22 protein-coding genes and 1 tRNA gene are annotated in these 26,903 nt (G+C 70.5%); 12 read left to right on the forward strand and 11 right to left on the reverse strand.

What is annotated here, in order from left to right:
• Positions 1 to 145: 145 nt before the first annotated feature.
• Positions 146 to 454, reverse strand: coding sequence for a hypothetical protein (locus tag ACLZN2_RS34905; protein WP_416983465.1), 309 nt, complete (start codon positions 452 to 454; stop codon positions 146 to 148).
• 305 nt (positions 455 to 759) lie between these two features.
• Positions 760 to 1,485: an ATP-binding protein gene (locus ACLZN2_RS34910; protein ID WP_416983467.1), complete on the reverse strand. Its 726-nt coding sequence runs from the start codon at positions 1,483 to 1,485 to the stop codon at positions 760 to 762.
• Positions 1,486 to 1,848: 363 nt separating this feature from the next.
• Between ACLZN2_RS34910 and ACLZN2_RS34915 the strand changes: the two genes are divergently transcribed.
• The 10 genes from ACLZN2_RS34915 (at position 1,849) to ACLZN2_RS34960 (ending at position 11,827) form a co-directional block, all read left to right on the forward strand.
• The gene (locus tag ACLZN2_RS34915; protein WP_416983468.1) at positions 1,849 to 2,256 is read left to right on the forward strand and encodes a hypothetical protein; all 408 of its coding nucleotides are present in this window, start codon (positions 1,849 to 1,851) and stop codon (positions 2,254 to 2,256) included.
• Positions 2,228 to 2,752, forward strand: a complete 525-nt coding sequence (locus ACLZN2_RS34920; RefSeq protein ID WP_416983469.1) for a DUF6879 family protein — start codon at positions 2,228 to 2,230, stop codon at positions 2,750 to 2,752. The genes ACLZN2_RS34915 and ACLZN2_RS34920 overlap by 29 nt, the downstream gene beginning before the upstream one ends.
• 7 nt (positions 2,753 to 2,759) lie before the next feature.
• Positions 2,760 to 3,614, forward strand: coding sequence for a helix-turn-helix domain-containing protein (locus ACLZN2_RS34925; RefSeq protein WP_416983470.1), 855 nt, complete (start codon positions 2,760 to 2,762; stop codon positions 3,612 to 3,614).
• 9 nt (positions 3,615 to 3,623) lie between these two features.
• A complete protein-coding gene (locus ACLZN2_RS34930; RefSeq protein WP_416983471.1) occupies positions 3,624 to 3,806 on the forward strand; it encodes a DUF397 domain-containing protein in 183 nt (60 codons plus the stop codon).
• Between the two features lie 499 nt (positions 3,807 to 4,305).
• Positions 4,306 to 5,364 (forward strand): LacI family DNA-binding transcriptional regulator, encoded by a 1,059-nt coding sequence (locus tag ACLZN2_RS34935; protein WP_416983472.1) that lies wholly within the window; start codon positions 4,306 to 4,308, stop codon positions 5,362 to 5,364.
• A 597-nt stretch (positions 5,365 to 5,961) separates the two neighbouring features.
• Positions 5,962 to 7,440: a glycoside hydrolase family 32 protein gene (locus tag ACLZN2_RS34940; RefSeq protein WP_416983473.1), complete on the forward strand. Its 1,479-nt coding sequence runs from the start codon at positions 5,962 to 5,964 to the stop codon at positions 7,438 to 7,440.
• 95 nt (positions 7,441 to 7,535) lie between these two features.
• Positions 7,536 to 8,879, forward strand: coding sequence for an ABC transporter substrate-binding protein (locus ACLZN2_RS34945; RefSeq protein ID WP_416983474.1), 1,344 nt, complete (start codon positions 7,536 to 7,538; stop codon positions 8,877 to 8,879).
• A gap of 79 nt (positions 8,880 to 8,958) precedes the next feature.
• Complete coding sequence (locus tag ACLZN2_RS34950) at positions 8,959 to 9,948, forward strand: carbohydrate ABC transporter permease (protein WP_416983475.1); 990 nt, start codon at positions 8,959 to 8,961, stop codon at positions 9,946 to 9,948.
• 5 nt (positions 9,949 to 9,953) lie between these two features.
• Positions 9,954 to 10,796, forward strand: a complete 843-nt coding sequence (locus tag ACLZN2_RS34955) for a carbohydrate ABC transporter permease (protein ID WP_416983476.1) — start codon at positions 9,954 to 9,956, stop codon at positions 10,794 to 10,796.
• Positions 10,797 to 10,837: 41 nt separating this feature from the next.
• Positions 10,838 to 11,827 carry a carbohydrate kinase family protein gene (locus ACLZN2_RS34960; protein WP_416983478.1) on the forward strand — a complete coding sequence of 330 codons (990 nt, stop codon included), beginning with the start codon at positions 10,838 to 10,840 and terminating at the stop codon, positions 11,825 to 11,827.
• Positions 11,828 to 12,029: 202 nt separating this feature from the next.
• On the opposite strand, the gene ACLZN2_RS34965 is transcribed toward ACLZN2_RS34960, so the two are convergent.
• From ACLZN2_RS34965 to ACLZN2_RS34985, 5 genes are all read right to left on the reverse strand, one after another.
• Positions 12,030 to 13,745, reverse strand: a complete 1,716-nt coding sequence (locus tag ACLZN2_RS34965) for a relaxase/mobilization nuclease domain-containing protein (protein ID WP_416983479.1) — start codon at positions 13,743 to 13,745, stop codon at positions 12,030 to 12,032.
• Complete coding sequence (locus tag ACLZN2_RS34970) at positions 13,742 to 14,302, reverse strand: MobC family plasmid mobilization relaxosome protein (RefSeq protein ID WP_416983606.1); 561 nt, start codon at positions 14,300 to 14,302, stop codon at positions 13,742 to 13,744. The genes ACLZN2_RS34965 and ACLZN2_RS34970 overlap by 4 nt, the downstream gene beginning before the upstream one ends.
• Positions 14,303 to 14,651: 349 nt before the next feature.
• Positions 14,652 to 15,455 (reverse strand): DUF2637 domain-containing protein, encoded by an 804-nt coding sequence (locus ACLZN2_RS34975; RefSeq protein WP_416983480.1) that lies wholly within the window; start codon positions 15,453 to 15,455, stop codon positions 14,652 to 14,654.
• A 451-nt stretch (positions 15,456 to 15,906) separates the two neighbouring features.
• Positions 15,907 to 17,190, reverse strand: a complete 1,284-nt coding sequence (locus ACLZN2_RS34980; protein WP_416983482.1) for a DUF3631 domain-containing protein — start codon at positions 17,188 to 17,190, stop codon at positions 15,907 to 15,909.
• Between the two features lie 227 nt (positions 17,191 to 17,417).
• Positions 17,418 to 17,648, reverse strand: a complete 231-nt coding sequence (locus ACLZN2_RS34985) for a hypothetical protein (RefSeq protein WP_381307977.1) — start codon at positions 17,646 to 17,648, stop codon at positions 17,418 to 17,420.
• Positions 17,649 to 17,742: 94 nt separating this feature from the next.
• Here ACLZN2_RS34985 and ACLZN2_RS34990 point away from each other — a divergent pair, with 94 nt between their 5' ends.
• A complete protein-coding gene (locus ACLZN2_RS34990; protein WP_416983484.1) occupies positions 17,743 to 18,423 on the forward strand; it encodes a helix-turn-helix domain-containing protein in 681 nt (226 codons plus the stop codon).
• Positions 18,420 to 20,024, forward strand: coding sequence for a tyrosine-type recombinase/integrase (locus tag ACLZN2_RS34995; RefSeq protein ID WP_416983486.1), 1,605 nt, complete (start codon positions 18,420 to 18,422; stop codon positions 20,022 to 20,024). Before ACLZN2_RS34990 ends, ACLZN2_RS34995 begins: the two co-directional genes overlap by 4 nt.
• Before the next feature lie 128 nt (positions 20,025 to 20,152).
• Here the strand turns inward: ACLZN2_RS34995 and ACLZN2_RS35000 are convergent.
• The 4 genes from ACLZN2_RS35000 to tmk form a co-directional block, all read right to left on the reverse strand.
• Positions 20,153 to 20,226, reverse strand: a tRNA-Thr gene (locus ACLZN2_RS35000).
• Between the two features lie 107 nt (positions 20,227 to 20,333).
• Positions 20,334 to 21,962 (reverse strand): alpha/beta hydrolase, encoded by a 1,629-nt coding sequence (locus ACLZN2_RS35005; protein ID WP_416983488.1) that lies wholly within the window; start codon positions 21,960 to 21,962, stop codon positions 20,334 to 20,336.
• Positions 21,963 to 22,068: 106 nt separating this feature from the next.
• The gene (locus tag ACLZN2_RS35010; RefSeq protein WP_416983489.1) at positions 22,069 to 23,274 is read right to left on the reverse strand and encodes a DNA polymerase III subunit delta'; all 1,206 of its coding nucleotides are present in this window, start codon (positions 23,272 to 23,274) and stop codon (positions 22,069 to 22,071) included.
• Positions 23,275 to 23,397: 123 nt separating this feature from the next.
• Positions 23,398 to 26,775 carry a dTMP kinase gene (tmk, locus tag ACLZN2_RS35015; RefSeq protein ID WP_416983490.1) on the reverse strand — a complete coding sequence of 1,126 codons (3,378 nt, stop codon included), beginning with the start codon at positions 26,773 to 26,775 and terminating at the stop codon, positions 23,398 to 23,400.
• Positions 26,776 to 26,903: the final 128 nt, after the last annotated feature.

The raw sequence follows: 26,903 nt of genomic DNA on the forward strand, positions 1-26,903 counted from the left end.
GTGGCTCCATGGGTTCGGGCGGGTGACGCGGTGACGCTCATCAGTCCCTCACTTCTCGTCGGGTGGCGCTATGGGCCCGCCGGCAAGCACGGGGAGAAATGCGGATTGGTGCCTGCCGACGGGTGTCTTGGTGGGCAACGCGGCTCTACGTCTGCCCCAGGCGCTTGAGGTCCGCGAGCTTGGCTGCGGCGTCCTCCGCGGCGGCGGTGCCGATCTGACGGGCGGTTGGGGGAGTACTTCGTCCTTTGGCGACGCCGATCCCGGCGCCTACCGCGCCGGTCAGGTCGAACAGCTCGTCGTCGTCCAGTTCCTGTGGTTTCTGTTCCTCGGTCGCCGAGGCACCTCTCTTCCTCGTGGTCGGGTGGCGGCCCCGTCCCTGCCGCGACCTGTCCTTCTGAGGTCTTGGGGGAACCTCCAGTTCGAACGGCAGGGACGGGGGCGAGGGCCCGCCCATGGCGCGGCTGCCCAGCTACGCGACATGGGCGGGCGGTCTGTCGAGTGGCGCGCTGGTGGGCCACTGGGTGATGGGGCGAGGCGGTGCGGGCGCGGGCGTCCGGGGGCGCTGCCGGCGGACGGCTCGCTCACTCATCGTGTAGTGGAGCTGTTCGAGCCTGAACACGCACCGCTGGCAGGCTTGGAGGGCGAAGGTCTCGCCTGCCACGGTGATATCGCCGATCTCGGTCACGGGAAGTCCGGTCCGCTCGCACCTGAAGCAGCTCCCGCCTTGCCATTCGAACCGACTCCACAGCTCGGCGGGCTTCAGTCCCATACCGGCTCCTCGTCCGCGAGGTGGGGCAGGGGGGTTCCGCCGACCACGGGCACGAAGCGCACCGGACGGGCATGCCAGACGAACTTGTACGGCCCGGCCGAGAGCGGGAGCGTGAACTCCTCGCCGTTCTTCAGGGCCTCGGCGGGCGCGCGCCATCCGTCGGACAGCCAGTCCCAGACGTAGCCGGCCACCGACGCGTCGATGGCCGAGGCGATGACGCGCATCTGGATGCGAGCCCAGCGGATCGCGCGGTCCGGCGTGGGAATGGCCGCGAGCGCGAGCTGCCTGCCGTCCTCCTGGCGCCACTCGCACCAGAACCCCGACTTGGGCACCACCGGTTCCGGTACAGCGATGGTGCACCACGTGAGGGTGCCGTCCGCGCTCGTCCCCCAGTCCTCGGCGAGGGCTTCGACGATCAGCATGCCGCGACCGCTCTCCTCGTCGGCGGCCGGTCTCTTCACCTGCGGCCGGCCCGGAGTTCCGTCAGCCACCTCGATGCGGACCTCGCCCCGCCAGTACGAGACGGAGATACTGACGTCCTCCGTTTCGCCGTACCGGACGGCGTTGGTGACCAACTCGCTGATGAGCAGGTTGGCTGTGTCGATGCAGGAGCCGATCCCCCACAGCCGGAGGTGAGCGGCACTGATCCGGCGCAGTTGCCCTACTCGCTGTGGTGCGCGGGCGCAGGAGACGACGAAGCGAACTGGCTGGTCCATGTCTCTCCCCGGACCGTGTACCTGCGGAACCCTTCCCTGCGGCGGAACAGCACTGGCTATGCCGCCGGAAGCGCTCCGTAATCTGCCGCGCGTCGCCTCGGGAGCGGTCGCACTCTGCAAGGCAAGAGCCATCGCTGTCCTCCGCACGTCACGGGCAGGAAGGTTGCTCTCGGCGCCACACCTCAGGCGCGTCCGCCGGCTTCCCTTGGTTGCTCGGGTTTGGAGACGACCGTAGGACGGCTGTCTCTCAACCCCCAAGAAGATTGCGCGAGTTTGCAGCAAGTCGATTGACTGGGCTGAGTACCTCGCTGACCATCGTCATGTCGCGCAAACCAGCGCAAGGCAGCGGACGGGAGAGCAGCCGTGAAGCTACGGTTCCTTGGTAAGAACTCCACCCCCGGAGACAGCCCCACCCTGTACGCCAGTGACCAGGACAGCTACGTCATCCAAGGCTGGAAGGTGTTCGCGAACGACTTGCTCATGCGGCTCGACGTGCCCGAAGGTCAGACGGTGATCGAGGTTCCGCCGGAGCTGTTCGAGCACCTGACGGAGGACGGACACACGACCGGCAAGATCAAGAGCTTCACCGCCCCGATCATGCTCGTCACGGAACAGGACACGTGCATCCTGCAAGGCCCGGAGATGACCGATCCCGAGGCGCTGAGTCAGATGCGGATGCCCGACTATGAGACCTGCATCGAGGTCCCCAAGTCCTCGATCACGGCCCTACTGGAGGAGAACAGTGGACCTGATCACCTCGGCCCAGCGTGACGAGCTGTTCAACAGCTTCGAACGCGATGCCTTCCACCTGGAGCTGAGGGACGACTACGGGTCTCCCATCGAGGACACACCCTACGCACGGTGGCAGAGGGGTGAGCCGGACGACTACGCGTGGCTCGACCCTTGGATGACACTGATGAAGCGCGTCACGGGCGAAGGAAAGACCGTCAGGCGCGTCCGGGTCATCACCGAGCCGCACTCCCAGTACGTCGGCTGGGAGCACTCGTTGACCCACCTCAACCAGGAGGCCGGCGAGGACATCCGATGGCTTCCGCGGCACCGTCTGCCGGAAGGCATCGACTTCCCTGTCGGCGGCAACGACTGGTGGCTGTACGACGACCGTCTCCTCGCCGTCGGCCACTTCGACCCCGAAGGCCGAGTGCTGGGGTCGGAAATCATCGAGGACCCGGACACCGTGGCCGAGTGCGTTCGCGTGCGTGACCTCCTCTGGGCCGCTGCCATCCCGCACGCCGAGTACAAGCCCTGACCCATCCGTGAATAACCAAGCTCAAGAAGCACGAGAGGCACTGGGTGCCCGGCTGCGCGGATTCCGGAAGGACGCGGGGTTCGCGAGCGGCCGGGCATTCGCCGTGGCCACAGGTTGGGCCGAGTCCAAGGTCTCCCGGCTGGAGAACGGCAAGCAGAACCCCAGCGAAGACGACATCCGGGTCTGGTGCATCAAGACCAACAGGCAAGAGCTCGTTGATGACCTGATAGCCACGGTGCGCCACATCGACGAGCTGTGGCTCGAGTGGCGTCGGCAGCTGCAGACTGGGGCGGAACGACGCCAGCGCAAGGCCCTGCCGGTCTACGCCAAGACCAAGGTCTTCCGCATCTGGCACCCGACGCTGGTGTGGGGAACGATCCAGACGGCGGACTACGCGGCCGAGACGTTCAGACAGGTCGTCGACTACTACGAGATCCCCGACGACGCGGAAGCGGCCACCGCCAAGCGACTCGAACGGCAGCAGTACCTGTACCGGGGCAACCGGATCTTCAACGTGGTGCTCGGCGAACAGGCTCTCTACACCAACTTCGGCGGCCCCGAGGTGATGAAGGGGCAGCTTGACCGCCTGCTGGCGGTGATGCGGCTTCCCCGGCTGAGCCTGGGCATCATCCCCCGATCCGCGCCCCTGGGCATCTGGCCCGGCAACTCCTTCTCGATGTTCGACGACAAGCTCGTCCTCGTCGAGACCTACTCGGCGGAGTTCTCCGTCACCCAGCCCCGCGAGATCGAGCTGTACACCAAGGCGTTCGCCCTCTTGCAGCAGTCAGCGGTCTACGGGGCCGAAGTCCGGGACCTCATCCTCACCGCGATCCACCACTTCGATCAGATGCCGAGCGACTAGGAGAGCACCATGCAGCCCGTGGCCTCGAACTGGCGTACCAGCTCCTACACCGGGACGGAGAACTGCGTCGAAGTGGCCGACAACGACGCGAAGAACGTGATGGTTCGGGACACGAAGGCCCGCAACCGGGGAGTCCTGGCCGTCCAGCGAAACGCCTGGACGGCGTTCGTGGAGCACACCAAGCAGGGATAGTGCTGGGGGTTCGGCTGGCACTCTGAGGCGAGCAGCCGCGTAAGCCCCCGAATCGGGGGATCTACGAAGAGGCCCACGAGCAGCCCCCACATCGCCGAGAGTGAGTCAACATCCGGTCCGACGGCGCTGGCCCGGCCGGGCGTGACGGTGGACAGGGGCCGGGTGTGGTGCGGGGGTGGGTGGTCGCCACTTTCGAGGTAGGTGACATCGGGTCGAGCAGTCTGACACTGGCGGTCGGCAGAGGCGACGAAGCCGCCCGCCTGGGGAATCCGATCCGAACCAGGCTGTGCGCGGAGATCGCCACCCCTGGGCGCCCGCTGGGCGTGGGCTCCGCCACCGTCAAGCCACTCGGCAGGCACAGCCACCGGCCGGAGGACACGTCGCGGACAAGAGTTCGTAACGGGCCATTGACAGGAGCGTTGACCAGGGGCACTCTCGTGTCCACACCGATGGCTAAACGTTTAGCCAACCCGGTTTCCACTACTTTGGGCAGGGGTTCATGGCGCGCCGGATCGGGATCAAGGACGTGGCAGCGGCGGCGGGTGTGTCGACCGCGACCGTGTCGCACATCCTGAACGGTGTGGAGGGCAAGCGGGCCAGCGCCGAGACCCGGCAGCGGGTCCTGCAGGTCGCCGCGGAGCTCGGGTACGCGCCCAACGGGCTGGCCCGGGGGCTGCGGACACAGCGTTCGCAGACCATCGGCTTCATCAGCGACGAGATCGCCACGACTCCCAACGCCGGCGGGATCATCCTCGGTGCGCAGGAGGCCGCGGCGGCCCAGGGCATGGTGCTGCTGTTGGTCAACACCGGAGGGGACGCCGATCTGGAGCGCCGGAGTATCGAGATGCTGCTCCAGCGGCAGGTCGACGGTGTGCTGTACGCGGCGATGTACCACCGGGTGGTGAGGCTGCCGGAGAGCCTGCGCTCGACGCCCACGGTGCTGCTGGACGCCCGGCCCGAGGATCTCGCGGTTCCGTTCGTGGTGCCCGATGAGGTTCAGGGCGGTTACACGGCGGTGCGTGAGCTGACCGGCCACGGCCACCGCAGGATCGGGATGGTTGTGGGAACGGCTGACATCCCGGCTCTGCACGGCCGTATCGAGGGCTACCGCAAGGCTCTGGACGAGGCCGGTGTCGCCTATGACCCGTCGCTGGTCGCTGCCGAGACGGCGGTGCCCGTGGGCACGGCCGCCGGTGATGTGGCCGCCGGCTACCGGGCCGCGCGGCGGCTGCTGACGGCCGAGAAGCGTCCGACGGCCTTGTTCTGCTTCAACGACCGGATGGCCGCCGGTGCGTACCGGGCTGCCGCCGAGTCGGGACTGTCCGTCCCCGGTGACCTGTCGGTCGTGGGGTTCGACAATCAGGAGCTGGTCTGTGAGGCCCTTTACCCGGCGCTGAGCACGGTCCAGCTTCCGCACTACGAGATGGGGGCACGGGCTGTCGCCCAGTTGCTCGCTCTCACCAAGACTCCGGGCCGGCCACCGGGCCCGGACGCCCAGGAGTTGCTGTCTTGCCCGCTGGTGGCGCGGGCATCGGTCGCTTCGCCGCCCCGACTCTGACCTCGGGACGGCGAAGCATTGCACTACGACAGGCGACCGTTGCGACCGGTCGTCGGTCCTGTCGGTACTTGGAACACAGTGAGGGTACACGTATGTCCCCCAGCATTTTCAATGAGTTGTCGGGCCGCCGAGACCGGTTGATATCCGGCTCCGCCTCCTGTTTCCGCGCCGCCCCGGGGGCTTTGGCCGTCCCGGCGGGCGCGGGCGGGTCGACTCGATAGAACGTCCCGGACGGTTCACCCAGGCGTCCTGGTGAAGGCCACCGGCGCCCTGGGCACGCGGCCCCAGGACCGGACTCGATCTTCGGTGTCCGCACGCTGCGAGCACCGTTGACCATGCGCCCCGACACCGGCTCCATCACAGGGGCCAGGCCCCGCGATGGCCTGCGTCAGCGCGAGTGTGGACCCGGGCCGACCTCACTTTGGCGACGGTGTCCGGTAGTTCCGCTCGACCCTGATCCGTATGCCGTCGGCGTTTCACCCACCCCGTGCTGTTGAAAGCCGGATCTTCGGATTCCGCAAGCACGTCACTTCGTCGATGGCCGGTCCCGTCCGCTGACCGTCCCCGCGCGCCCCTGCACTACCGAAAGGCACGTGTGTGTCCACCGCACCCCTTGATCCGTACCGGCCCGTCGCGCATCTGCGCCCGCCGAGGAACTGGATCAACGACCCCAACGGGCTGGTCTTCCATGACGGCCACTACCACGTCTTCCACCAGTACAACCCCTACGGTGCGACGCACGCGAACATGCACTGGGGCCACTTCCGCAGCCCCGACCTGCTGACCTGGGAGCCGCTGCCGATCGCCCTGACTCCGACCGCCGGGGGCGAGGATGCCGACGGCTGCTTCTCCGGCAACGCCGTCTCCGACGGCGAGCGGCTGGTCGCGTTCTACTCCGCGAACCGCTGGGACCGCTCGCCCCAGCACCAGCCGATCACCACAGCCACCTCCCTGGACGGCGGCCGGACCTTCACCCCGCGCGAGAACCTCCTCATCCCCGAGTGGCCCGAGGGCTGCACCATGTACCGCGACCCGTACGTGTGGCGGGACGGCGAGGGCTGGCGAATGCTGGTCGGCGCCGCCCTCGCGGACGGCCGCGGCGCGGTCCTGCAGTACACGTCGCCCGACCTGGAGACTTGGACCTACCTGGGGCTGTTCGATGCCCGCGTGCCGGAGCCGGTCGGGGCCACGGAGCTGCGCACCGGCGAGGGCTGGGAGTGTCCCCAGTACCTTCCCTCGCAGGCCGGACGGCCCGGTGCCCTCATCTTCAGCGCGTGGTACGAGGACGACGCCACTCCACGATGCCTCGTGGCCCTGGTCGGCGAGGAACACGGCGGTGTCTTCGAGGCCGGCCCCCCGGTGCTGGTCGACCACGGCCCCGACTGCTACGCCCCCGCGCTGTTGCGCGCGCCGGGCGGCCGGTGGCTGCTGTGGGGCTGGTCCTGGGAGGCCCGTGAGGAAGCCTGGTCCGTCGCCGACGGGTGGGCCGGTGTGCTCACGGTGCCCCGCGAGATCTCGGTCGGCGCCGACGGCACACTCCGGCAGCAGCCGGCGGCCGAACTGCTCGCCCTGCGCGGCGAGCACACCGTCCACGCCTCGGGCGAGATGTACGGCCCGCAGCCGGTGGACCTCGGCTCCGTCGGCCGCGCCTTCGACCTGACGGCCCGCCTGGAGCCGACCGAAGGCGCCGGTCTGCGGCTGCTCACCACCCCCGACGGCTCCGAGTACCTCGACATCCGCTACGACGCCGCCACCGGCGAACTCATCGTCGACCGCGATCACGCCTCGCTGGACGACCGTGCCCAGGCCGGTTCCTACCGGATGCCCTGCCCCGCCGACCGGCCCATCGAGCTGCGTGTGGTCGTCGACCACTCCATCGCCGAAGTCTTCCTGACCTCCACCGGCCAGGTCCTCACCCTGCGCTTCTATCCGACGGGAGACAGCCCGTGGCGCCTCCAGGCGCACAGCGCACCGGACGTCAGTCTCGGTTACTCCGTCGACGCCTGGGCCCTGCGCCCCCTCGTCGTCAAGGAGCCGAGCACGAAGGCCGCAGAGCCGGAAGGCCGGCTCCCGTGACGGCCCCTCCCACCCCCACCCTCAAGTCCCCACACCCCCACGGCACATCCGCACCACCCACCCTCATCCCGGCACCACACACGGAGGCACCCACGATGAACGCCGGAAGCAGAAGATCTGTCCGGACGGCCTGTACGGCCCTGGCCCTCGTCCTTCCCCTGGCCGCGCTGGCCGCCTGCGGGGGAGGCAGTGACACCGACACCTCCGCCGAGAAGGGCAGCGGCACCGGCACCATCACAGTCTGGGCCCACCAGGGCGTCAAGGCCGAGGCCACCGCAGTGCAGAACGCGGTGAAGTCGTTCAACTCCTCGCAGAAGGAGATCAAGGTCAAGCTGACCCTGATCCCCGATGCCGACTACACCAAGACCATCACCGCCACCGACGCCTCCAAGCTGCCGGACGTGATGGAGTTCGACGGCCCGACCATGGCGAACTTCGTCTACAACAAGAAGCTCTCCCCGATCGACGACTACGTCTCCGTCAAGACCATGGCCAACGCCACCGACGCGATCAAGGCGCAAGGAGAGATCGGCGGCAAGCACTACGGGCTGGGCATGTTCGACTCCGGCCTCGGGATCTACGGCAACAAGAAGCTGCTCGACAAGGCCGGGATCAAGTACCCCACCAGCGTGGAGGACGCCTGGACCGCAGCCGAGTTCACCGCGGCCGTCAAGAAGCTCGCCGCTGAGGACTCCGACGGCAAGAGCCTGGACCTGGGAGAGGCGGGCGGCTTCGCCAACGAGTGGGGCACCTACGGCTTCGCCCCTATCGTCTGGTCGGCCGGCGGCTCACTGCTGACCAACGGCAAGGCCGAAGGCGTCCTGGACACCCCGGAAGTGGCCAAGGCGCTGAAGACCTTCCAGGGCTGGAAGACGTACGTCGACCCCAACACCGACGGCAACGCCTTCTCCAAGGGCCGGGTCGCGCTGACCTGGGTCGGCCACTGGATGTACCCCACCTACAGCAAGGCCCTCGGCGACGACCTGGTCGTGCTGCCGCTGCCCGACTTCGGCAACGGCACCAAGACCGGCCAGGGCTCCTGGCAGTGGGGCATCGGCGCGAGCACCAAGAACGGCAAGGCGGCAGGCGCCTTCCTCGACACCCTGCTCAACGACGCCAACGTCACCGCGATGACCACGGCCAACGGTGCCCCTCCCGGGACCCTGTCCGTGCTCGCCAAGAGTGAGCTGTACAAGCAGGGCGGCCCGCTGCAGCTGTTCGCCGACCAGCTCGCCAAGCCCTGCGGCGACTCCCAGATCGACAAGTCCTGCGTCGCCGTGACGCGCCCGGTCACCGCCGGATACCCCACGGTCACCGCCAAGTTCAGCCAGGCCCTGAGCGACATCTACGGCGGCGCCGACCCCAAGACCGCCCTGGCCAAGGCCGCCCGCGCCATCGACCAGGACTTCTCCGACAACGCCGGCTACCAGATCCCGTAACCGGCATGAAGCAGCCGGGACGCGGCGGACACGCCCTGACCATGTCCGCCGCGTCCCGGCCCGGAAGAGGACCCCTACCGTGACCACCGTGAACCCCGCACCCGCCACACCCGCAGGCCGGAAGCCGACCCCACCACCAGCCTCCGCCAAACCCTCACGGCCCCGGCGCGGGAACCGCGAATGGCTGCACGGGCTGCTGATGTCCGCACCCGCCCTCGGCGGCCTCATCGCCTTCGTCGGCGTGCCGTTCGTCTACGCGGTCGTGCTCTCCTTCTACAACGTGCGCCTCGGCTCCCCGCTGGAGCCCACGTTCTTCGGCGTCGAGCAGTACCGGCGGCTGTTCACCGACCCCGACATGTCCGGCCCGTTCCTGCGGGCGCTGGTCAACAACCTGACCTTCGCCGTGGTCGTGGTCCCCGTGCAGACCGGCCTTGCCCTCGGGCTCGCGATCCTGCTGAACCGCAAGCTGAAGGCCATCGGCGTGTTCCGGTCGCTGTTCTTCCTGCCGGTCGTCTTCCCCATGGCCCTGGTCGCCGTGATCTGGCGGCTCATCCTCGCCCGCAGCGGCGACGGCCTGCTCAACTCCGCCCTCGACACCCTGAGCTTCGGTCACTGGGGCGCCTTCGACTGGCTCGGCGACGGGCTCACCGCCATGGCCTCGATCATCGTGCTGTCCATCTGGCAGGGCGTCGGCTTCCAGATGGTCATCCTCCTCGCCGGCCTCCAGCAGATCCCCGGCGAACTCTACGAAGCCGCCGAACTCGACCGGGCCTCGCGCTGGCAGCAGTTCCGGCACGTCACCCTGCCCGGCATCCGCGGCACCCTCGTCTTCGTCGCCATGCTCACCTCCGTTCTGTCTTTCCGCGTCTTCGACCAGGTCTACGTCCTCGTCAAGGGTGGCGGACTCGACGAGGACGCCACCCGCACGGTCATGTACCAGGCCGTCACCACCGCCTTCGACCAGAACAACATCGGCCAGGCGTCCGCGATCACCGTCGTCTTCTTCCTGATCGTCGTCGCCCTGACCCTCATCCAGCGCCGCGTCGTCCGCACCGGCAACGAGGACTGATCCCCATGGCCCAGACCCGTAACTCCCTGCGCCGCTTCCTCGACTACGCCGTCCTGAGCGTGCTGGCCTTCATCTTCGTCCTGCCCGTGCTGTATCTGATCGTGGGCAGCTTCAAGCCCTCCGACCAGGTACTCGACGGCCTGTCAGGCTTCCTGCCCACCCACCTGTCCTTCGACAACTACACGGCCGTCCTGGACAGCTTCAACTCCGACGCCACCGGCTACTTCTGGCGCTTCATGGGCATCTCCCTGCTCCTGTCCACCGTCGTGGTCCTCGGCGGCATGATCGTCAACTCCATGGCCGCCTACGGCCTTGCCCGCCTGCGCTGGAAAGGCCAGAAGGCCGTCTTCGGCGTCGTCCTGCTGCTGATGCTCGTCCCGTTCGAAGCCGTCGCAGTCCCGCTCCTCTACATGTTCAACGACCAGCGCAACACCATCTACATCCAGGCCATCCCCTTCATCGCCAACGCCTTCTCCATCTACCAGTTCGCCACCTTCTTCCGCGCCATCCCGCCCAGCATCGAAGAAGCCGCCCGCATCGACGGCGCCGGCCCCTGGCGCACCTTCTTCGCGATCATCATCCCCATGAGCAAGCCGGTCTTCGCCTCCGTCGCGATCCTGACCTTCCTCACCCAGTGGGGCTCCTTCCTCTGGCCCGTCCTGATGGTCTCCGACCCCGCCGTACGCCCCCTGCCCCTGGAGATGAGCGTCTTCCAGGGCCAGATGCCCGTGGACTGGGGCCAGGTCCTCGCCTTCGGCGTCCTGCTGGTCCTGCCCGTCCTGATCGTCTTCGCGTTCTTCCAGCGATGGTTCGTCCAAGGCGTCGCCAGCTCCGCCGTCAAGGGCTGAACCCCCGCCCGCACTGCGCCTCATCCACAGAGAGACCGCCCATGAACCCGCCCGCCCGCGGCATCACAGTCATCGGCGAGTGCGTCGCCGACGCCTTCACCGACCCCGCCCGCTCCGCCCCCGCCCAACTCGCGCTGAACGTCCTGCCCGGCGGCGGCCCCGCCAACACCGCCCTCGCCCTCGCCCGGCTCGGCACCCCCACCCGCTTCCTCGCCCGGTTGTCCAACGACCTCTTCGGCACCCTCTTCCGCAACCACCTCACCGCCTCCGGCGTCGACCTCTCCGGCAGCGTGAACGCCCCCGAGCCCAGCACCCTCGCCATCGCCAACCTCGACGAGCAGGGCCAGGCCACCTACTCCTTCTTCGCCGACGGCGCCGCAGACTGGCAGTGGACTCCGGACGAACTGTCCACCACCGTGCCGGACGGGGACACCGTCGCCGTGCACACCGGCTCCCTGGCACTCATACGCCAGCCCGGCGGCCGTCACATCGAGGACTACCTCACCAAGGCACGCGAGCACGCCTCCATCTCCATCGACCCCAACGTCCGCCCCCTCCTCGTGGCCCCCGCCGCCTACCACCAGCGGCTCCACCACTGGTGCGCCCTCGCCGACATCCTCCGCCTCAGCGAAGACGACCTCGCCCTGCTCCTGCCCGGGGCCACCCCCGAAGAAGCCTGCGACACCTGGCACGCGGCCGGCGCCCGCCTCGTCGTCATCACCCTCGGCGGACGCGGAGCCCTCGCCTCCCTCGACGGCCACCGCGTCACCGTCCCCGCACCGGCCGTCGACGTGGTCGACACCGTCGGCGCTGGCGACTCCTTCACCGCCGGCCTACTGCACCACCTCACCGCGCTCGGACACCTCGGCGGCCGACTCGACACCCTCACCCTCGACGACACCGCCGCCGCCTGCTCCTTCGCCGCCCGCGTCGCCGCCCTCACCTGCTCCGTCCCCGGCGCCGACCCGCCCTGGGCAGCACTCTTGACGTCCCCGGACACCCACGACGATCACCTGCAGCGTCAAACCTGAGGCGCCCTCGGCACCCCGCCAAAAACACGAACACACCACCGGCACGCGAGCGGACATGCCTGCCACCGTGGCTGCTGTAGTGGTCCCATCAGCCACCCATCGCCGTGTGCCCAGCGGCCTCATCTGGCCTCGCCGCCGCAAACGGCGAGGCCATCCGTCAGGCCCAGCCATGATCGATATGCGCCCGGGGAGCACTGGGGGTCTACCGACGCTGTCGGTGCTGCTGTTCGGTAGGCGATGGAGTCACCGCAGGAAGCCGGCCGATTCCGGCCTGCTGAGCGGGGACCGAGCCTGCCCTCGTCGAGCCTAGCCGGGCGGCCTCGGCACGGCGGTTGGGTGCTGGGTTTCGGCCGGTGTGCTGGATGCGGGTGATGAGGACGCGGGCGGGTTGGCGGGCGGTGGTCAGCTCGCGCTGGGCGGCGGCTTCCTTGAGGAGCTGGTGGGGCTGGTGGCCGTGGGCTTCCGCGTCGGCAAGGACGGTGGCGAGCGCGGGCCAGGCCGGGTCGGCGAGGATCCGCTCGGCGTGGTCGGGGACGACTGCTCGCACGTCGCTGGCCAGAACGCGGCGGGCCTGCTCCCTGGGCGGGCGGGCTGTGAGTTCGGCGAGCGTCGGGGCGAGGGCCAGGTCGGCGGCTGTCTGGAGGTGCTGGACGGCCTGGCGGGCGGCGTCGGCCTGGTGGGCGTGGTGCTTCGCGTCGTGCCAGCGTCCGGCGAGGATGGTAGCCCAGACGAGGGCTGCGACCAGGGCGGCCAGGGCGTTGCCGTCGGGGCCGGTGGCGGTGTGGACGATGTCGCGTGCCGCGCTGCGCAGGGCGTGGGCGGCACGGTCTTCCGTGCGGACCTGGGAGCGCTGGGCGCGGGCGAACGCCTTGGAGGCGGCCCGGAGTTCGGCGCGCAGGTTGGCGGGGGCCTTCTGGGCGGTGGCTTCGAGGAGTTCGCCGAGGGCGGTGATGTGGGCCTGGGCGTGGGTGTCGTCGGCGAGGTCGGTGTGGAGGGTGTCGAGTGCGTCGGTGGCTTGGTGCCAGGGGGTGTTGGGGTGGTTGCGGCGGGCGGTGGGGTGTTCTTCGGGTCGGCTGGATTCGAGGCGGGCCTTGATTTTGGGCAGGGAGAGGTCGGGGGAGATTTTGCTTCCGGGGTGGTAGATCTGCTCGCCGGCCGCGTTGATGTCGCCGGGGCGGCCGGCGGCGTAGCCGAGGAGGTCGCCTGACGGGCCGCGCCGGACCTGGACCTCGACGCCGCTGGCTTCGAGGTAGGCGATGAATTCCTCGGCGCTGGTCACGTGGGGGATGGCGGCACGGATACGGTCCTGAAGCCACTCGGGGCTGGGCTGGTCCCAGCCGAGGCGTTCGGCCTTGTGCATCTCGGCCTGGCTGGGACGGCGGGCGCCGGTGCGATCACCCTTCTTCAGGCGGCGCAGCCCGTAGTCCTTCTCGATCTCGCGGCAGGCATCGCCGACGCGCAGGCCGCTGTCATGGAGCTTGGGGCGGCGGCCGTCTTCGCGGACGGTGGTGGCGAGGATGTGGATGTGGTCGTCGGCGTGGCGTACGGCGATCCAACGGCAGGCCAGGTCGTCACCGGCCGGGGCGATGCCGGCGGCCTGGACGATGCGCTGGGCGATCTCGCCCCACTCGGCGTCGGAGAGGTAGCGGTCCTCGGGGGCGGCGCGGACCGGGCAGTGCCAGACGTGGTCGGTGACCGGCTTGCCGAACTCGCTGTTGCGCAGCCGCACGGGCTCGTCGAGGTAGCGGGCGAGTTCGGTGAGGGTGGCGTTCTCGTCGCGGCCGGGGTCGGGCATGCCGAGCATCGCGAACCCGGCCACGATGTGCGGGTCGAAGTGCTCGTCGTGGGTTCCGCGGCCGTAGAGGTAGGCGAGCAGGCCGCGGGTGTTGGCTCCGGCGGGCTTGATGGCGGCGATCACGCGGCTGCCTCCGTCTCCGGGTCGGCGGGCTGGCGGAGGGCTTCGGCGATCAGCTCCAGCAGGTGGTGGAGTTCGGTGAGGCGCTGGCGTATGTCGGGTGGGGTGTGGTCGCTGTTGAGGGCGCGGGCGATCTGGTTGACGTTGACGCCGATCCGGTTGAGCTGGCGCAGGACCTGAGCGCGGAAGATGTGCGTGCGGCGGCGGTCCTCCGACAGCGGCAGGTTGGCGGTGAACCGGCCGGTGATAAAGGCGAGGACGATGTCGGCAGCGAAGCCGGAGTCGCCCTTGTAGCCGTGCTCGGCAGCGGCCTGCTGGAGACGGGCTCGCTGGTCGCCGGTGAAGCGCAGCGGGCCGACACGGTCGTTGCGCTTGGTGCCGGTGAAGCGGCGGATCGTGGGCAGCACGCTTTGCACGGCAGGCTCGCCGGCGGCGATGGCTGCGCTGTCGGCGGGGCGCAGGACGGCTTGCTGGACGGCATGGAGCGTGTCCGGGTCGGGGCCGCCCTCGGCTCCGGCCTCCTGGTCCGGCGCTCCCTGGCGCTGGGCCTTCTCCGCCACCCCCGGGGCGGACACCCCCGAAGTCCGGCCTTGAGTCGGACTCGGGGTACTACTGGCTCCGCCAGGGGCAGCCCGTCCGAACGCCTGCCGCAAACGCCCCATCAGCGTAGGGGACTTCGTCAGCGGCAGCGGCTCGTCGGGAGTGTGGTCGGAGCGATGCGGGGCGTGCGTCACGGGCGGTTCTCCGGAAGAGGCGGGGGCAGGCGGGCCGGCGGGGAAGGACTGGGGATGGAGTGGGCTGGTAGTCGGCACCCCATCCACAGGTGTGGAAAAGCGGGCGGCGAGCGGTCCGGTGGCCGGCTGGCTGGGGTGACCGGAAGGGGTTGCGGTCACCCCGTAGGGATTCCGGTCAGCCGCTGCTCGGACCGGTCTTGGCGGCGGCTTCGATTTCGGGCCGGAGCATCTCCATCACCTCGGTCTGCCGCCGACTGCTGATCGTCAGGTCCCTGTCCTTAACTGCCTTCCGGAGAAGGGACCGGCTGAGTGTGCCGTGCTCAGCGAGGGCAATCCGCCCAACCTCCACGAGCTCCGCGAGCGTGGCCTTGGGCGGACGACCACCCTGCGGCTTGCCCTCCGAAACCTCGGGCGGTGGTTCCGTCGGCTGGACGGAACCGGCGGCCGGAGGCTCAGCGGGCCGGACCGGCTCGGCCAGTGGCTCGGCGGCCTTGGCGGGCGCGGTGACCGGTGGTTCCAGCGACTGGTAGGGCCCGGCGTCCGCGTGGTCGGCAGGTTGGTCGACCAGTTGGTGGATCTGCCGCATCAGGACGCCGAAGGCCAGCAGTGCGGCGGTCGGGGGAACCGCGGCGACCACGTAGTCGAGCAGGGGAATGGTGCTGGCGTTGCCTGTGCCGTTGACCCCGGCCACGTTGAGGGCGATGGAGCCGACCGATCCGGTGGCGGTGAGGGCGATGGCCCAGCCGTCGGTCACCCGGCGCAGGCCCGCGCGGAGCATGAGGAGTTCGCCCGCGACGATGAAGGCGTCCAGGGTCGCGGGCCAGGCCCACTGGCGGACGGGGGAGTTCTTGAGGCCGTGCTGTCCGGCGACCTCGGCGAGGTGCGCGTACGACAGCCAGAATCCGCTGGCGGTGAGCGCCACGATGACAGCGCCCGCCGCGACGAGCGCGTAGCGCTCAGCAGCCTGCTTGCTCGTCATCGGCCGTCCTTCGCCAGGGCGATGGTCCCGGTGGGTGGGTGTGGAGAGGGTGGTCAAGCGGGGTTCTCCTGGGGTGGTGGCGTGGTCCGTCTTTGCCGTCTTGGCCGTTGCAAGCGCAGGTCAGGGCCGGTACGGCAGGGGGGTCGGTGTTCCGTCTTGGCGGCGTCGGCGCGTCCTGGGGGCACGCACGGGCGGCGGGTGCTGCGGTTCGGTTGCTGTGGACGGTTCGCATCCGTCTTGCCGTCCCGGCCGCATGTGCTGTGACCTGCGGTGATACGGCGGGGACGTCCGGGACGGCACGAGACGGATGTGGGCGGCGTCCCGGCGGGCAGGAACCTCGGTCATGATCGTGTTGCCGCCCTGGCCCCGGTTGCCGTCTTGCCTGCATGCCGTTTGACCTGCGGGATTACGGCAGGGACGGCAAGGACGGCAACCGGGGACTGGGTGGGTCTCAGCCCTCGCTGCGCGCGGGGCCTGTGCCGACCGGGTGGACGGTCGGGCAGTAGCGGCGCCACGCGTCGAGGAACTTGTTGCGCGTGTAGCCCTTGCGCTGGGTTCCGTCGGCGAGGCGGACGTTGCCGGGCCTGATGTCGAAGGCGCGCAGCAGCGAGCCGAGCTCACGTGGGCCCAGTCCCTTGCGACCCCACTCCGCCCACGGGCCTTCCATGTCCTGGCGCAGGTGGTGCAGGAGTTCGTCCGTGGAGAGGCTGTCGACCTCGCGCTGGGCTACGAAGACCCGCCGGATGTCGGCCAGGATCCGCGCTGAGCTGGGGTGGTCCTCCTCGGCCTCCGCTTCGGCCCTGACCATCTGCGCGCACGCCGCGCGGGCGAGGCGGGGCCAGGGCCCGGCGGCCAGGTCGGCGACGATCACCAGGGGTTCCCAGGTGTCGGCGGCGCGGTCCTCCACCGGCATCGCCGGTTCCATGTCGGCGGCGTCGTCGAGCTGCGGCCGGGCCCAGGCGGCGATGCGGTCGCGCAGGTCGTGGAGGGCTGGGGTGTCGCGGCGGGAGCGGAAGGGCTTGACGCTCTCGCCCTCGGCCCGGCGGCGCATACGAATCACCACCGACCGGTCCATGATTGTGTCCGGGAGGTCGCCGATGCCCGCGAGCGCGGCCATGGCGAAGGTGGCGAACCGGTGTGGGGTGTGGTCGTTGCCGACGACGCGGGTGACGTACCGGTTGCGCTGGTGGCCGGCGTTGAGCAGGCCGCGCATCTCCTCGTTCTTCTCCGCCTGCTTCGGGGTGCCGAAGATGGTGTCCGCCTCGTCCACCAGCAGGGTGGGCGGTTCGTCGGTGATGGAGCGGAAGATCGCCGCGGGCGTGGTGTTGATGGTGAGCATCGGCTCGTGGACCGTCTCGGTCAGCACGTCCAGCAGCCTTGACTTGCCGCACCGCTTCGCCGGCCCGACAACCGCCAGACGCGGGGCGTGCTGCCACGCGGGCTGCAGGTGCGTCGCCGCCACCCACAGCGTGACCGCGTGTAGCGCCTGCTGTGAGGGCAGGATCACGAACTGGGCTATCTGGGAACGCAGTTCACTCAACAGCTCGGAGCCGTACGTCGGCTCGGGTTCCGGCACCGCCTCCTCGGCAGGCTGATCCACCGGAACCGTATCCGGTGCCCCGCCGTCGGCCGCCGGGGCGGCTTCGAGCGCGCGGCTGGGCCGGCCGGGCACCGCGACCGTCGGCCATGCCGCTTTGCCGGGTGCGGAATGCGGCTCGGGTGTCGTAGGTTGCACAGGGCAGCTCCTTTTCCGGTGATGTCGGGCATGCAGGCCCGGCTCACGCAGGTCGTTCGTTGGAATGCGGGCAGTGGAGTGTGCGGAGCCTCCGGCGTTGGCGCGCCGGGGGCTTTCTCGCTTCCTGGGCCGGGGCGAGGGAACACGGACAGTACGTCCACGCCCCGACACAGTCCAGCGTTTCTGTGTCAGCTCAGCGCAGAAGCGTCTGCTATGGGCTCGGACGGTCATGCGGCCAGGCCGAGCAGGCTCAACAGGTCGGCTGTCACGACGCGGTACGCCTTGCCCAGCCGCAGGACCTTGCAGGGGTACTGACCGCGCTTAGCCAGCTCGTAGCCCTTGCTCCGCCCCAAGCCCAGCGCCCGATTGCCGGTGTCCAGGTCAACGGCGACAGGCAGGGCCAGCAGCTCCGCCCGCGTCATACCCTTGGGCTGCTCCGCGGTCTCGTTGTCGCGCATACATGCTCCGTCCATGAGTGAGCCCTCGGCGAACGCGGCATCACGTCCGACTCCAGGCGATCACTAACCATCATCGGGAAGCTAATGTGTCTCCATGACACAACGCCGTTTTGATCCTAGAGATGACGAGGACGACGTCCCCGAGTGGGTGGATCAGGTGATGGCCACGGTGGCCGCCGAGGTCCGCAGACGAAGGAAGGAGCTGCGCATGAGCGCCCAGGACCTGGCCGACCGCTGCGAGGAGATCGGCCACCCGATCCCGCGCAACGTGATCGCCAACATGGAGTCCGGCCGCCGCGCCAACCTGCCCCTGGTCGACGTCCTTGTCCTCGCCGAAGCCCTGCGGACCTACCCGATCTGCCTGCTCTACCCCGTCGGCTACGTCGACCGAGTCCAGCGCCTTCCCCTGCAGCACTCCGACCCCACATGGGATGCCATGCACTGGTTCACCGGCGACAGGGAGGACTTCGGCATGGAAAACGACATGCTCCGCAACTTCCGCGCCCACATCCGCTACCAGCGCGCCGCCCTGGCCGCACTGAAAGGCGAGAAACACGAGCGCTGGAAGGCCGAGACGGCACCCAACCAGGCCGAACGCGAGGAAGCCGTACTCGCCCAAGCCGACTACGCCGAAAGGGCGTTGGAAGCCAAGTACCGGCTCCGCAGCGCCCGCGCCTTCATCCGCGAAGACGGCGGCACACCACCGCACCTGCCACCAGAGCTCGCCGACGTCGACCCACCCGTCGGCAACACCGATGAGGAGAATGATCTTTGAAGGGTTCCACCCACCGCCGCTGCTACTGCCGCGACGTTCATACCGGGAAGCCGCTCGGTAAGCAGTGCCCGAAGCTCTCCAGCCGCAAGCACGGCTCGTACTCGATACGCCAGGAACTCCCGCCCCGCGAGGACGGCACCCGCCGCTCCTTCAGCCGCGCCGGCTACGAGAGCCTCAAGGCGGCCCAGGCCGACCTCGACCACATACGCGCGCTGCTCGGCCTCGCCGACACCGACGACCCCGAGGGCATGGCACTGATCGCCGCCATGCTGGAGGAGGTCGGCGACGAGAAGTCGCCACTGCCCGATGTCGAGGAGACCCGTCGGCGCCTGAAGTCCGGTCAGGACCTGATCGGTCGCCTGACCGTCGGCGAGTGGCTCGATCGGTGGCTCGACGGCAAGCGCATCCGCAAGTCGGGACTCAGCCGCTACGAGACCGATATCCGCTTCCATTTGAAGCCTCGGATCGGCCACCACCGTCTCGATCGGCTGCGCGTGAGCCATCTCAGCGACATGTTCACGGCCATATCCGACGGCAATGCCGAGATCCTGGAGCAGAACGCCCAGCGCCGGGCCGCGGTCGAGGAGTTGGCCACCGTGCCGTGGAAGGGCCTGGACAACCGCGCCCGCCGCAAGGTGATGAAGACGGCGATCGATGCCATGCCGCCGTTCCGGCGTGTGACCGGCCCGGCTACCCGGCTGCGTATCAAGGCCACGCTGCGGTCTGCGTTGAACGACGCGATCGGCCAGCAGATCCTCACCTTCAACCCGGCCGCCCACGTCGAGCTCGATCCTGTGCGTAAGCCGAAGGCTCTGGTGTGGACGGACGCGCGGGTCGCCAGGTGGGAGCAGACGGGCGAGAAGCCCTCCCCCGTCATGGTCTGGACGCCCGAACAGACTGGCGCTTTCCTCGACTTCCTCGCTGAGGACCGGCTGTACGCGATGTGGCACCTGATCGCGTTCCGCGGCCTGCGGCGGGGCGAGGCATGCGCGCAGCCCTGGTCGGAGACCAACCTCGATGACCACTCCCTGACCGTCTCCGCCCAGCTCGTCCAGGACGGGTGGGAGGTCGAGACCTCCGAGCCCAAGACGGACAGCGGCTTCCGCGTGGTCGCGCTCGACGACGACACCGTCAGCGTCCTGAAGCGGCACCGCGAACAGCAGGACGCCGACCGCGAGGAGTGGGGAACGGCCTGGGTCGAGACCGGCATGGTCTTCACCCAGGAAGACGGCTCCTGGCTGCACCCCGGCAAGGTGACCGACCTCTTCGAGCGCCTCGTCGCCGCCTCCGGGCTCCCGCCGATCCGGCTGCACGACCTCCGGCACGGGGCGGCCACGCTCATGCTCGCCGCCGGCATCGACGTGAAGATCGTGTCGGACACGCTCGGGCACAGCGACACCCGCATTACGCGGGACATTTACCAGAGCGTCCTGCCGCAGGTCGGCAAGAACGCGGCCGAAGCCACCGCCAAGCTGGTCCCGCTTCAGCGGAAGACCGAGGCGGAGGAGGCCGCCCGTAAGGCCGCCAAGAAGGCGGCGGCCAAGGCGAAAGCCGAGGCCAGGGTCAAGAAGAAGGCCAAGCGGAAGAAGCCGAAGAAGTAGGGCACCGAACCGCTCCGCTCACGCATCGCTCACGCAAGCCATCTCGCGGCACCCCGGCCGTGTGACGCGTCATGCCCCGAGCAACACAAAAGGCCAGGTCACGGGCTATGTGACCTGGCCTTTGCCGGAGCCGCCTTCGGGATTCGAACCCGAGACCTACGCATTACGAGTGCGTTGCTCTGGCCATCTGAGCTAAGGCGGCGCGCCGTCCGCACCATGGTGCGATCAGCAACGTCGGTAAGTCTACACAGTTTCCGGGGGTGCTCCGTACCACCCCCGGAGGCTGCCGTTCCGGGGGTGCGGGTGGGGCTATGAGCAGCGCTTCTTCGGTGTCGGGGGGGTGCCGTGGAGCAGGTAGGCGTTGATCGTGGAGTCGATGCACCCGCTGCCGCGGCCGTAGGCGGTGTGGCCGTCGCCGACGTAGGTGAGGAGGCGGGCGGAGGAGAGCTGGCGGGTCAGGGAGCGGGCCCAGCGGTATGGGGTCGCCGGGTCGCGCGTGGTGCCGACGACGACGATCGGGGCGGCGCCCTTCGCCGTGATGCGGTGCGGCCGGCCCGTGGGCCCCACCGGCCAGTACGCGCAGTTCAGCGAGGCCCAGGCGAGGCCCTTGCCGAAGACCGGGGAGGCCTTCTCGAAGGACGGCAGGGCCTGTTCGACCTGCTCGGGCGTGGCGAAGGAGGCCGGGAGGTCGAGGCAGTTCACGGCCGCGTTGGCGGACATCAGGTTCGTGTAGCGGCCGTCGGCGTCGCGCTGGTAGTAGCTGTCGGACAGGGCGAGCAGCCCGGCGCCGTCCTTGTCCTCGATCGCCGCGGTCAGCGCGGCGCGCAACTGCTCCCAGCTGCTCTCGTCGTACATCGCCGCGATCACCCCGGTCGTGGCGAGCGCCTCGCCGAGCCTGCGGTGGTCGGGGTCGCCGGTGGGGAGGGCGTGGCCGTCCAGCGTGCCGAAGAACGCCTTGAGGCGCGGGCCGACCTCGCTCTGCCTGCGGCCGAGGGGGCAGTCCCGCCGCCGTGCGCAGTCCTTCGCGAACGACCGGAACGCCGTCTCGAAGCCCGCCGTCTGTTCCAGGTTCAGCGTGCGGGCGGACAGCGACGGGTCCAGCGCGCCGTCCAGGACCAACCGACCCACCCGGTCCGGGAACAGCCCCGCGTAGGTCGCGCCGAGCAGCGTTCCGTACGACGCCCCCACATACGTCAGCCGCCGGTCCCCCAGCGCCGCCCGCAGGATGTCCATGTCACGGGCGGCCTCGACGGTGGAGACATGGCGGAGCAGCGGGGCCGCGTGCGCGCCGCAGGCCTCCGTGAACCCCTTGTACGCCTCGACGAGCCCCTCCGTCTCCCGCCGGTCGTCGGGGGTCGTGTCGGTCTGTGTGTACGCGTCCATCCTGCGCCCGTCGAGACACTCCACAGGCTGGCTGCCGGCCACGCCGCGGGGGTCGACGGCGACCATGTCGTAGCGGGCGCGGACCCCGACCGGGTAGCCGATGCCGGCGTAGGACTGGAGGTAGCCGACCGCCGAGGCGCCCGGTCCGCCCGGGTTCACCAGGAGCGATCCGAGCCGCTTGCCGGGGCCCGTCGCCTTCCTGCGGGACACCGCGAGCCGGACATCACCCGCACCCGGGTGGGCGTAGTCGAGCGGCGCCTTCATCGTGGCGCACTGGAAGCCGGGGACATCGCAGGAGCGCCAGGCCAGTTTCTGCTCGTAGTACGGCGCCAGCGCCGACGGCGTCGACTTCGGCAGAGCCGCCAGCTCAGCCAGCTCAGCCGGCTCTGCCCGCGCCGCGGCGCCGGCGGTGCTCGTCGAGCTCCCGGGGGAACAGGCGGAGACGGCGAGCGCTGCGGCAAGGGGGAGGGCGAGGACACGGAGGGCGGTGCCGGTGCGGGTCCTGCGCGTCCTGCTGGGCTTTCGGGGCCTGCGGGGACAGCTCCTGATGTACATCCGGCGAGCCTAACTCTGAGCTACGGCGCGAGTGCCGTACGTGTACGAACAGCCACGGATGAGCGACACCGTCAACCGTCGGCCGATGTTCACCCGCTCCAGTCCGTCAGCCCGCTCTCAGCGCCATCGTCATCGCCTCCACCGCCAGCAGCGGAGCCACGTTGCGGTCGAGGGCCTCTCTGCACGCACCGATGGCCTCGATGCGGCGCAGGGTGGACTCGGGCGTGGTGCCGCGGGACAGGCGCTCCAGGGTGTCCTCGGCGTCCGCGTTGGCGAGCGCGATGCGGGAGCCGAGCTGGAGGGCGAGGACGTCGCGGTAGAACGCGGTGAGGTCGGTCAGCGCGAGGTCGAGACTGTCCCGCTGGGTACGCGTGCGCCGACGCTTCTGCATGTCCTCGAGATCCTTCATCACCCCCGCCGTACCGCGCGGCATCCGGCCGCCCTGGGCCGCGCCCAGCGCCGCCTTCAGCTCCTCGGTCTCCTTGCCGTCCATCTCCTCGGCGAGCACCTTGGCGTCCTCCGCCGCCGCGTCCACCAGTTCCTGAGCGGCCTTGAGGCAGCCCCCGATGTCCTCGATCCGCAGCGGCAGCTTCAGCACGGACGCGCGGCGCTCGCGGGCGGCCGGATCAGTGGCCAGCCGACGGGCCCGGTCCACATGCCCCTGCGTGGCGCGGGCGGCCGCGGCCGCCACCTCGGGCTCGATGCCCTCGCGCCGGACGAGCATGTCGGCGACGGCGTCGACGGCCGGCGTCCGCAGGTTCAGGTGACGGCAGCGGGAACGGATCGTGGGCAGCACGTCCTCCAGAGAGGGCGCGCACAGCAACCAGACCGTCCGGGGGGCGGGCTCCTCGACCGCCTTGAGGACGGCGTTCGCCGACTTCTCGTTCAGCCGCTCGGCGTCCTCGACGAGGATCACCTGCCAGCGGCCCGTGGCCGGCGAGGTGTACGACTTGCGGACCGTGTCGCGCATGTCCTCGGCGAGGATCTGGGTGCCCACGGCGGCCACGGTGGTGACGTCGGCGTGGGTGCCGATCAGCGCCGTATGACAGCCGTCGCAGAAGCCGCAGCCGGGGGCGCCGCCGAGCGCACGGTCGGGGCTCACGCACTGCAGCGCCGCGGCGAACGCCCGCGCCACCTGAGTCCGCCCTGCGCCGGGCGGGCCGGTGAACAGCCAGGCGTGGGTCATCTTCGACGCCTCGGGCGGCGGGGCGGCGGATACGGCCGCGGTGACGAGCGCGTCGGCGTCCCGGGCGGCAGCGGTCAGCTGCTCGCTCACCTTCTCCTGCCCGACGAGGTCGTCCCACACGCTCATGGGTCACGCCGCCCTTCCGTCACATTCCGCTGCCGGTCTCCATTGTGCGGGCGCCCACTGACAACGGGGGCCACCCGCCGAACCGGCCGGGTGACCCCCGCGGCTCTCAGCCCCGCATGACGCTCAGCGCCGTCGGCCGCGCCCGCGGCCCCCGCCCTGGTCCTCGTCGAAGTCGTCGTCCCGGTGCGGTCCCAGCAGTTCGTCCGCGAGGGACGGCAGGTCGTCCAGCGGCGTCTCCTCGGCCCAGTCGGGCCTCGGCCGCTGCCGGGGCGCGCCCGCCTCGTCGACCTGCGGCAGCTCGCGCGTACGGTCCTCGGAGCCGTCCGGTCCGGCGCCCTCCCGCTCGTCGCGGAAGAACCCCGGCGGCATCCGGTCCGCGGGAGCGTCCTGCCGTACCGGAGGCAGTACGGCCGTCTCGTCGGCCGCGCCCGCCGGAGGCAGTACGGCGGTCTCGTCCGCGGCACCCACGGGCGGCAGTACGGCGGTCTCGTCGGCCGCTCCGGTGGGCCGCGTCGGCGGCTGGGGCAGCTCCGCCGTCACCTCGGCGTCAGACCCGTTCCCGGTCGGCCGCGAGGGCTCCGGGTCCTTGTCCATACGGACGCGGGGCAGCGGAGTGGTGTCCTCCACCGGCCTCTTGTCCATCACCGGCCCCTTGTCCTCCACCGGCCTCTTGCTCATGTCCGGCTTCTTGTCCATCCGCACCCGCGGCAGGACCGTCGTCTCCTCCACCGGGCCGCCCGAAGCGTTCGGTGTGACCACCGGCGTCGGCACGGTCACCGCCTCCGGCGCCGCGGAGGCCGCGGGAGCGGTCGGCGGCTTGGCCCGGGGGCCGACCTGGGCCGCCGCGGCGGCCTGCTCGGCCGCGCGCCGCGCCTCCTCGGCCCGCAGCAGCGCCTCCTCCGCCTTGCGCTGCTTCTCCAGACGCGCGGCCTCGGCCTTGCGCTGCTCCTCCTGGCGGGCCGCCTCGGCCTCGGCACGCCGCCGGGCCTCCTCCTCGGCCACCTTGCGCTGCCGCTCCTCCTCGGCCCTGCGCCGCTCCTCCTCCACCTTGCGGCGGGCCTCCGCCTCGGCGCGGGCCTTCTCCTCGGCGAGCAGTCGCTGCCGCTCCTCCTCCGCACGCCTGCGTGCCTCCTCGGCGCGCAGCCGGGCCTCCTCGGCCTGGCGCTCGGCCTCGCGGCGCTGCGCCTCCTCCAGCTCGCGCCGCTTGCGCTCCTCCTCCTCGGCGCGCAGCTTGGCGAGCTGCTCCTGGCGCTCACGCTCCAGGCGCTCCTCCTCGGCCTTGCGGGCGGCCTCTTCCTCGGCCTTGCGGCGGGCCTCCTCCTCGGCCTTCTTCCGCGCCTCCTCCTGGGCCTTGATCTCGGCCTCGGAAAGCGGCAGCATCCGGTCGAGCCGGTGGCGTACGACGGTGGTGACGGCCTCGGGCTCCTGGCCCGCGTCGACCACCAGGTAGCGGCCGGGGTCGGCGGCGGCCAGCGTGAGGAAACCGGAGCGCACGCGCGCGTGGAACTCGGCGGGCTCCGACTCCAGACGGTCCGGCGCCTCCGTGAAGCGTTCGCGGGCGGTCTCCGGGGAGACGTCCAGCAGCACCGTCAGATGCGGCACCAGGCCGTTCGTCGCCCAGCGCGAGATGCGGGCGATCTCGGTCGGGGACAGGTCGCGGCCGGCGCCCTGGTAGGCGACGGACGAGTCGATGTACCGATCGCTGATCACGACCGCGCCGCGCTCCAGGGCGGGGCGGACGACCGTGTCGACGTGCTCCGCGCGGTCCGCCGCGTACAGCAGGGCCTCCGCGCGGTGCGAGAGACCGGCGCTCGACACGTCGAGGAGGATCGAGCGCAGCCGCTTGCCGACCGGGGTGGCGCCCGGCTCACGCGTGAGGACGACCTCGTGGCCCTTGGCCCTGATCCACTCGGCGAGCGCCTCGGCCTGGGTGGACTTGCCGGCGCCGTCGCCGCCCTCCAGGACGATGAAGAATCCGTTGGCGGCCGGTGCCACCGCCGGGTCGTCGCCGCCGAGCAGCGCGTCGCGCAGATCGAGGCGCAGCGGGACACCGGAGCGGTCGTCGACCTTGGCCAGCACCAGCGCGGCCACCGGCAGCAGCAGCGCACCGACCAGCATCAGGGTGAACGCGGCGCCGCCGTGCGCGAACACGAACTTGCCGTTCTCCAGTCGATGCGGTCCGATCAGCGCCGCGAGCAGCGGGGCGCCCACCGCGGCCAGCGCCACGCAGACCCGCACCACCGCGTGCAGGTGCTCGGTCGTGCGTGTACGGCGGCTGTCCTCGGCCTCCTGGTCGAGCAGCGCGTGCCCGGTGTTCGCCGCGATTCCCGCGCCGACCCCGGCCAGAGCCGTGATCAGCAGCACGCTGGTGACATCGGGGTCCAGTCCGGCGGCCAGCAGGGCCACGCCGGTGAAGGCGATCGCCAGCGCGAGCAGCCGGCGCCGCGACAGCGCGACCAGCACCTTCGGTGCCGTACGGATGCCGAGGGCGACCCCGCCGGTCAGGGTGAGCACCAGCAGCCCGTACAGCACCGGGCCGCCGCCCAGGTCCTTGGCGTGCAGCACCGCGACGGCGGCAGCGGCGGCGATGGAGGCGGCGACGGCCGCGCAGGCGAGGACCAGCAGCGGGATCACGCCCGTGCGGCCGGTGTCGACGCCCGTCGCCGTCTTCGGCCGGCGCAGCCCCTCCAGCGGGGACCGCGCGCGCGGGGTGCGCACCGACGGCAGTTCCAGGAAGACCACGACCGACAGGGACCCGGCGAAGAGCCCCCCGGCGACGTAGGAGGCGAGAGCCGCCTGGTGCTGGGCGAACCAGTCGATCCCGGTGCCCAGAAGATTGTTGAACAATGCCGCGAGGACCAGGGTGGCGGCGCCGAGCGGTATCGCCAGGAAGCCCGTGCGCAGCGACAGCCGGCGCAGGGCCTCCATGTGGTCCGGCAGCGGCCTGACCGTCGCGCCCTCCAGCGGCGGGGCGGGCAGCAGGGCGGGGGCCGCGCTCTCCCGGGCGACCGTCCAGAAGCGCTCGGCGACACCGGTGACGAACGCGGTGACGAGCAGGAAGGCCAGTGCGTCGTCCGGCGTCCAGTCGATCCACAGTGGCGCGACGAGGAGCAGCGCGGCGCGCAGCCCGTCCGCGCCGACCATGGTCCAGCGGCGGTCGAGCGGGCCCTCCGGGGAGGTGAGCGAGGTCACCGGGCCGAGGAGGACCGCGCCGAAGAGGAGGGTGGCCAGAATCCGCACCGCGAACACGGTCGCCACTGCGAACGCCACGCCCCGGTAGCCGCCCCCGAACGAGCCCTCGGCGATGGCCGCCTGGAGGACGAGGAGGACGAACACCAGGAGTGCGAGGGCGTCTGCGACACCGCCCACCAACTGCGCGGACCACAGCCGCTTCAGCTGGGGCTCACGCAACAGGGCGCGTACGGCGCGCTCGCGGGAGTCCGCCACCAGGGCGTCGTCCGGTGCCGGGGGGAGGGCCGTTGGCTGCTCGGCTCGCGTCATGCTTTCAGCCTATCGGCAGCGACTGACAGCCCGGGGCGCCTGCCCTGGCGTACGACCGCCCCGACACCAAAGTGATGCCGGGGCGTTCACTTCGTGAAGCCGCTGTGGGGAATCTGTGGCCGAACCCG

The sequence above is a fragment of the Streptomyces sp. T028 genome (assembly GCF_048159505.1).
Taxonomy (GTDB): domain Bacteria; phylum Actinomycetota; class Actinomycetes; order Streptomycetales; family Streptomycetaceae; genus Streptomyces.

Coding starts and splice junctions, on each gene's coding strand:
- ACLZN2_RS34935 (WP_416983472.1), top strand. CDS start 4,306: ATGGCGCGCCGGATCGGGATCAAGGACGTGGCAGCGGCGGCGGGTGTG.
- ACLZN2_RS34945 (WP_416983474.1), top strand. CDS start 7,536: ATGAACGCCGGAAGCAGAAGATCTGTCCGGACGGCCTGTACGGCCCTG.
- ACLZN2_RS34975 (WP_416983480.1), bottom strand. CDS start 15,455: ATGACGAGCAAGCAGGCTGCTGAGCGCTACGCGCTCGTCGCGGCGGGC.
- ACLZN2_RS34960 (WP_416983478.1), top strand. CDS start 10,838: ATGAACCCGCCCGCCCGCGGCATCACAGTCATCGGCGAGTGCGTCGCC.
- ACLZN2_RS34910 (WP_416983467.1), bottom strand. CDS start 1,485: ATGGACCAGCCAGTTCGCTTCGTCGTCTCCTGCGCCCGCGCACCACAG.
- ACLZN2_RS34930 (WP_416983471.1), top strand. CDS start 3,624: ATGCAGCCCGTGGCCTCGAACTGGCGTACCAGCTCCTACACCGGGACG.
- ACLZN2_RS34985 (WP_381307977.1), bottom strand. CDS start 17,648: ATGCGCGACAACGAGACCGCGGAGCAGCCCAAGGGTATGACGCGGGCG.
- ACLZN2_RS34990 (WP_416983484.1), top strand. CDS start 17,743: ATGACACAACGCCGTTTTGATCCTAGAGATGACGAGGACGACGTCCCC.
- ACLZN2_RS34955 (WP_416983476.1), top strand. CDS start 9,954: ATGGCCCAGACCCGTAACTCCCTGCGCCGCTTCCTCGACTACGCCGTC.
- ACLZN2_RS35010 (WP_416983489.1), bottom strand. CDS start 23,274: ATGAGCGTGTGGGACGACCTCGTCGGGCAGGAGAAGGTGAGCGAGCAG.
- ACLZN2_RS35005 (WP_416983488.1), bottom strand. CDS start 21,962: ATGTACATCAGGAGCTGTCCCCGCAGGCCCCGAAAGCCCAGCAGGACG.
- tmk (WP_416983490.1), bottom strand. CDS start 26,775: ATGACGCGAGCCGAGCAGCCAACGGCCCTCCCCCCGGCACCGGACGAC.
- ACLZN2_RS34905 (WP_416983465.1), bottom strand. CDS start 454: ATGGGCGGGCCCTCGCCCCCGTCCCTGCCGTTCGAACTGGAGGTTCCC.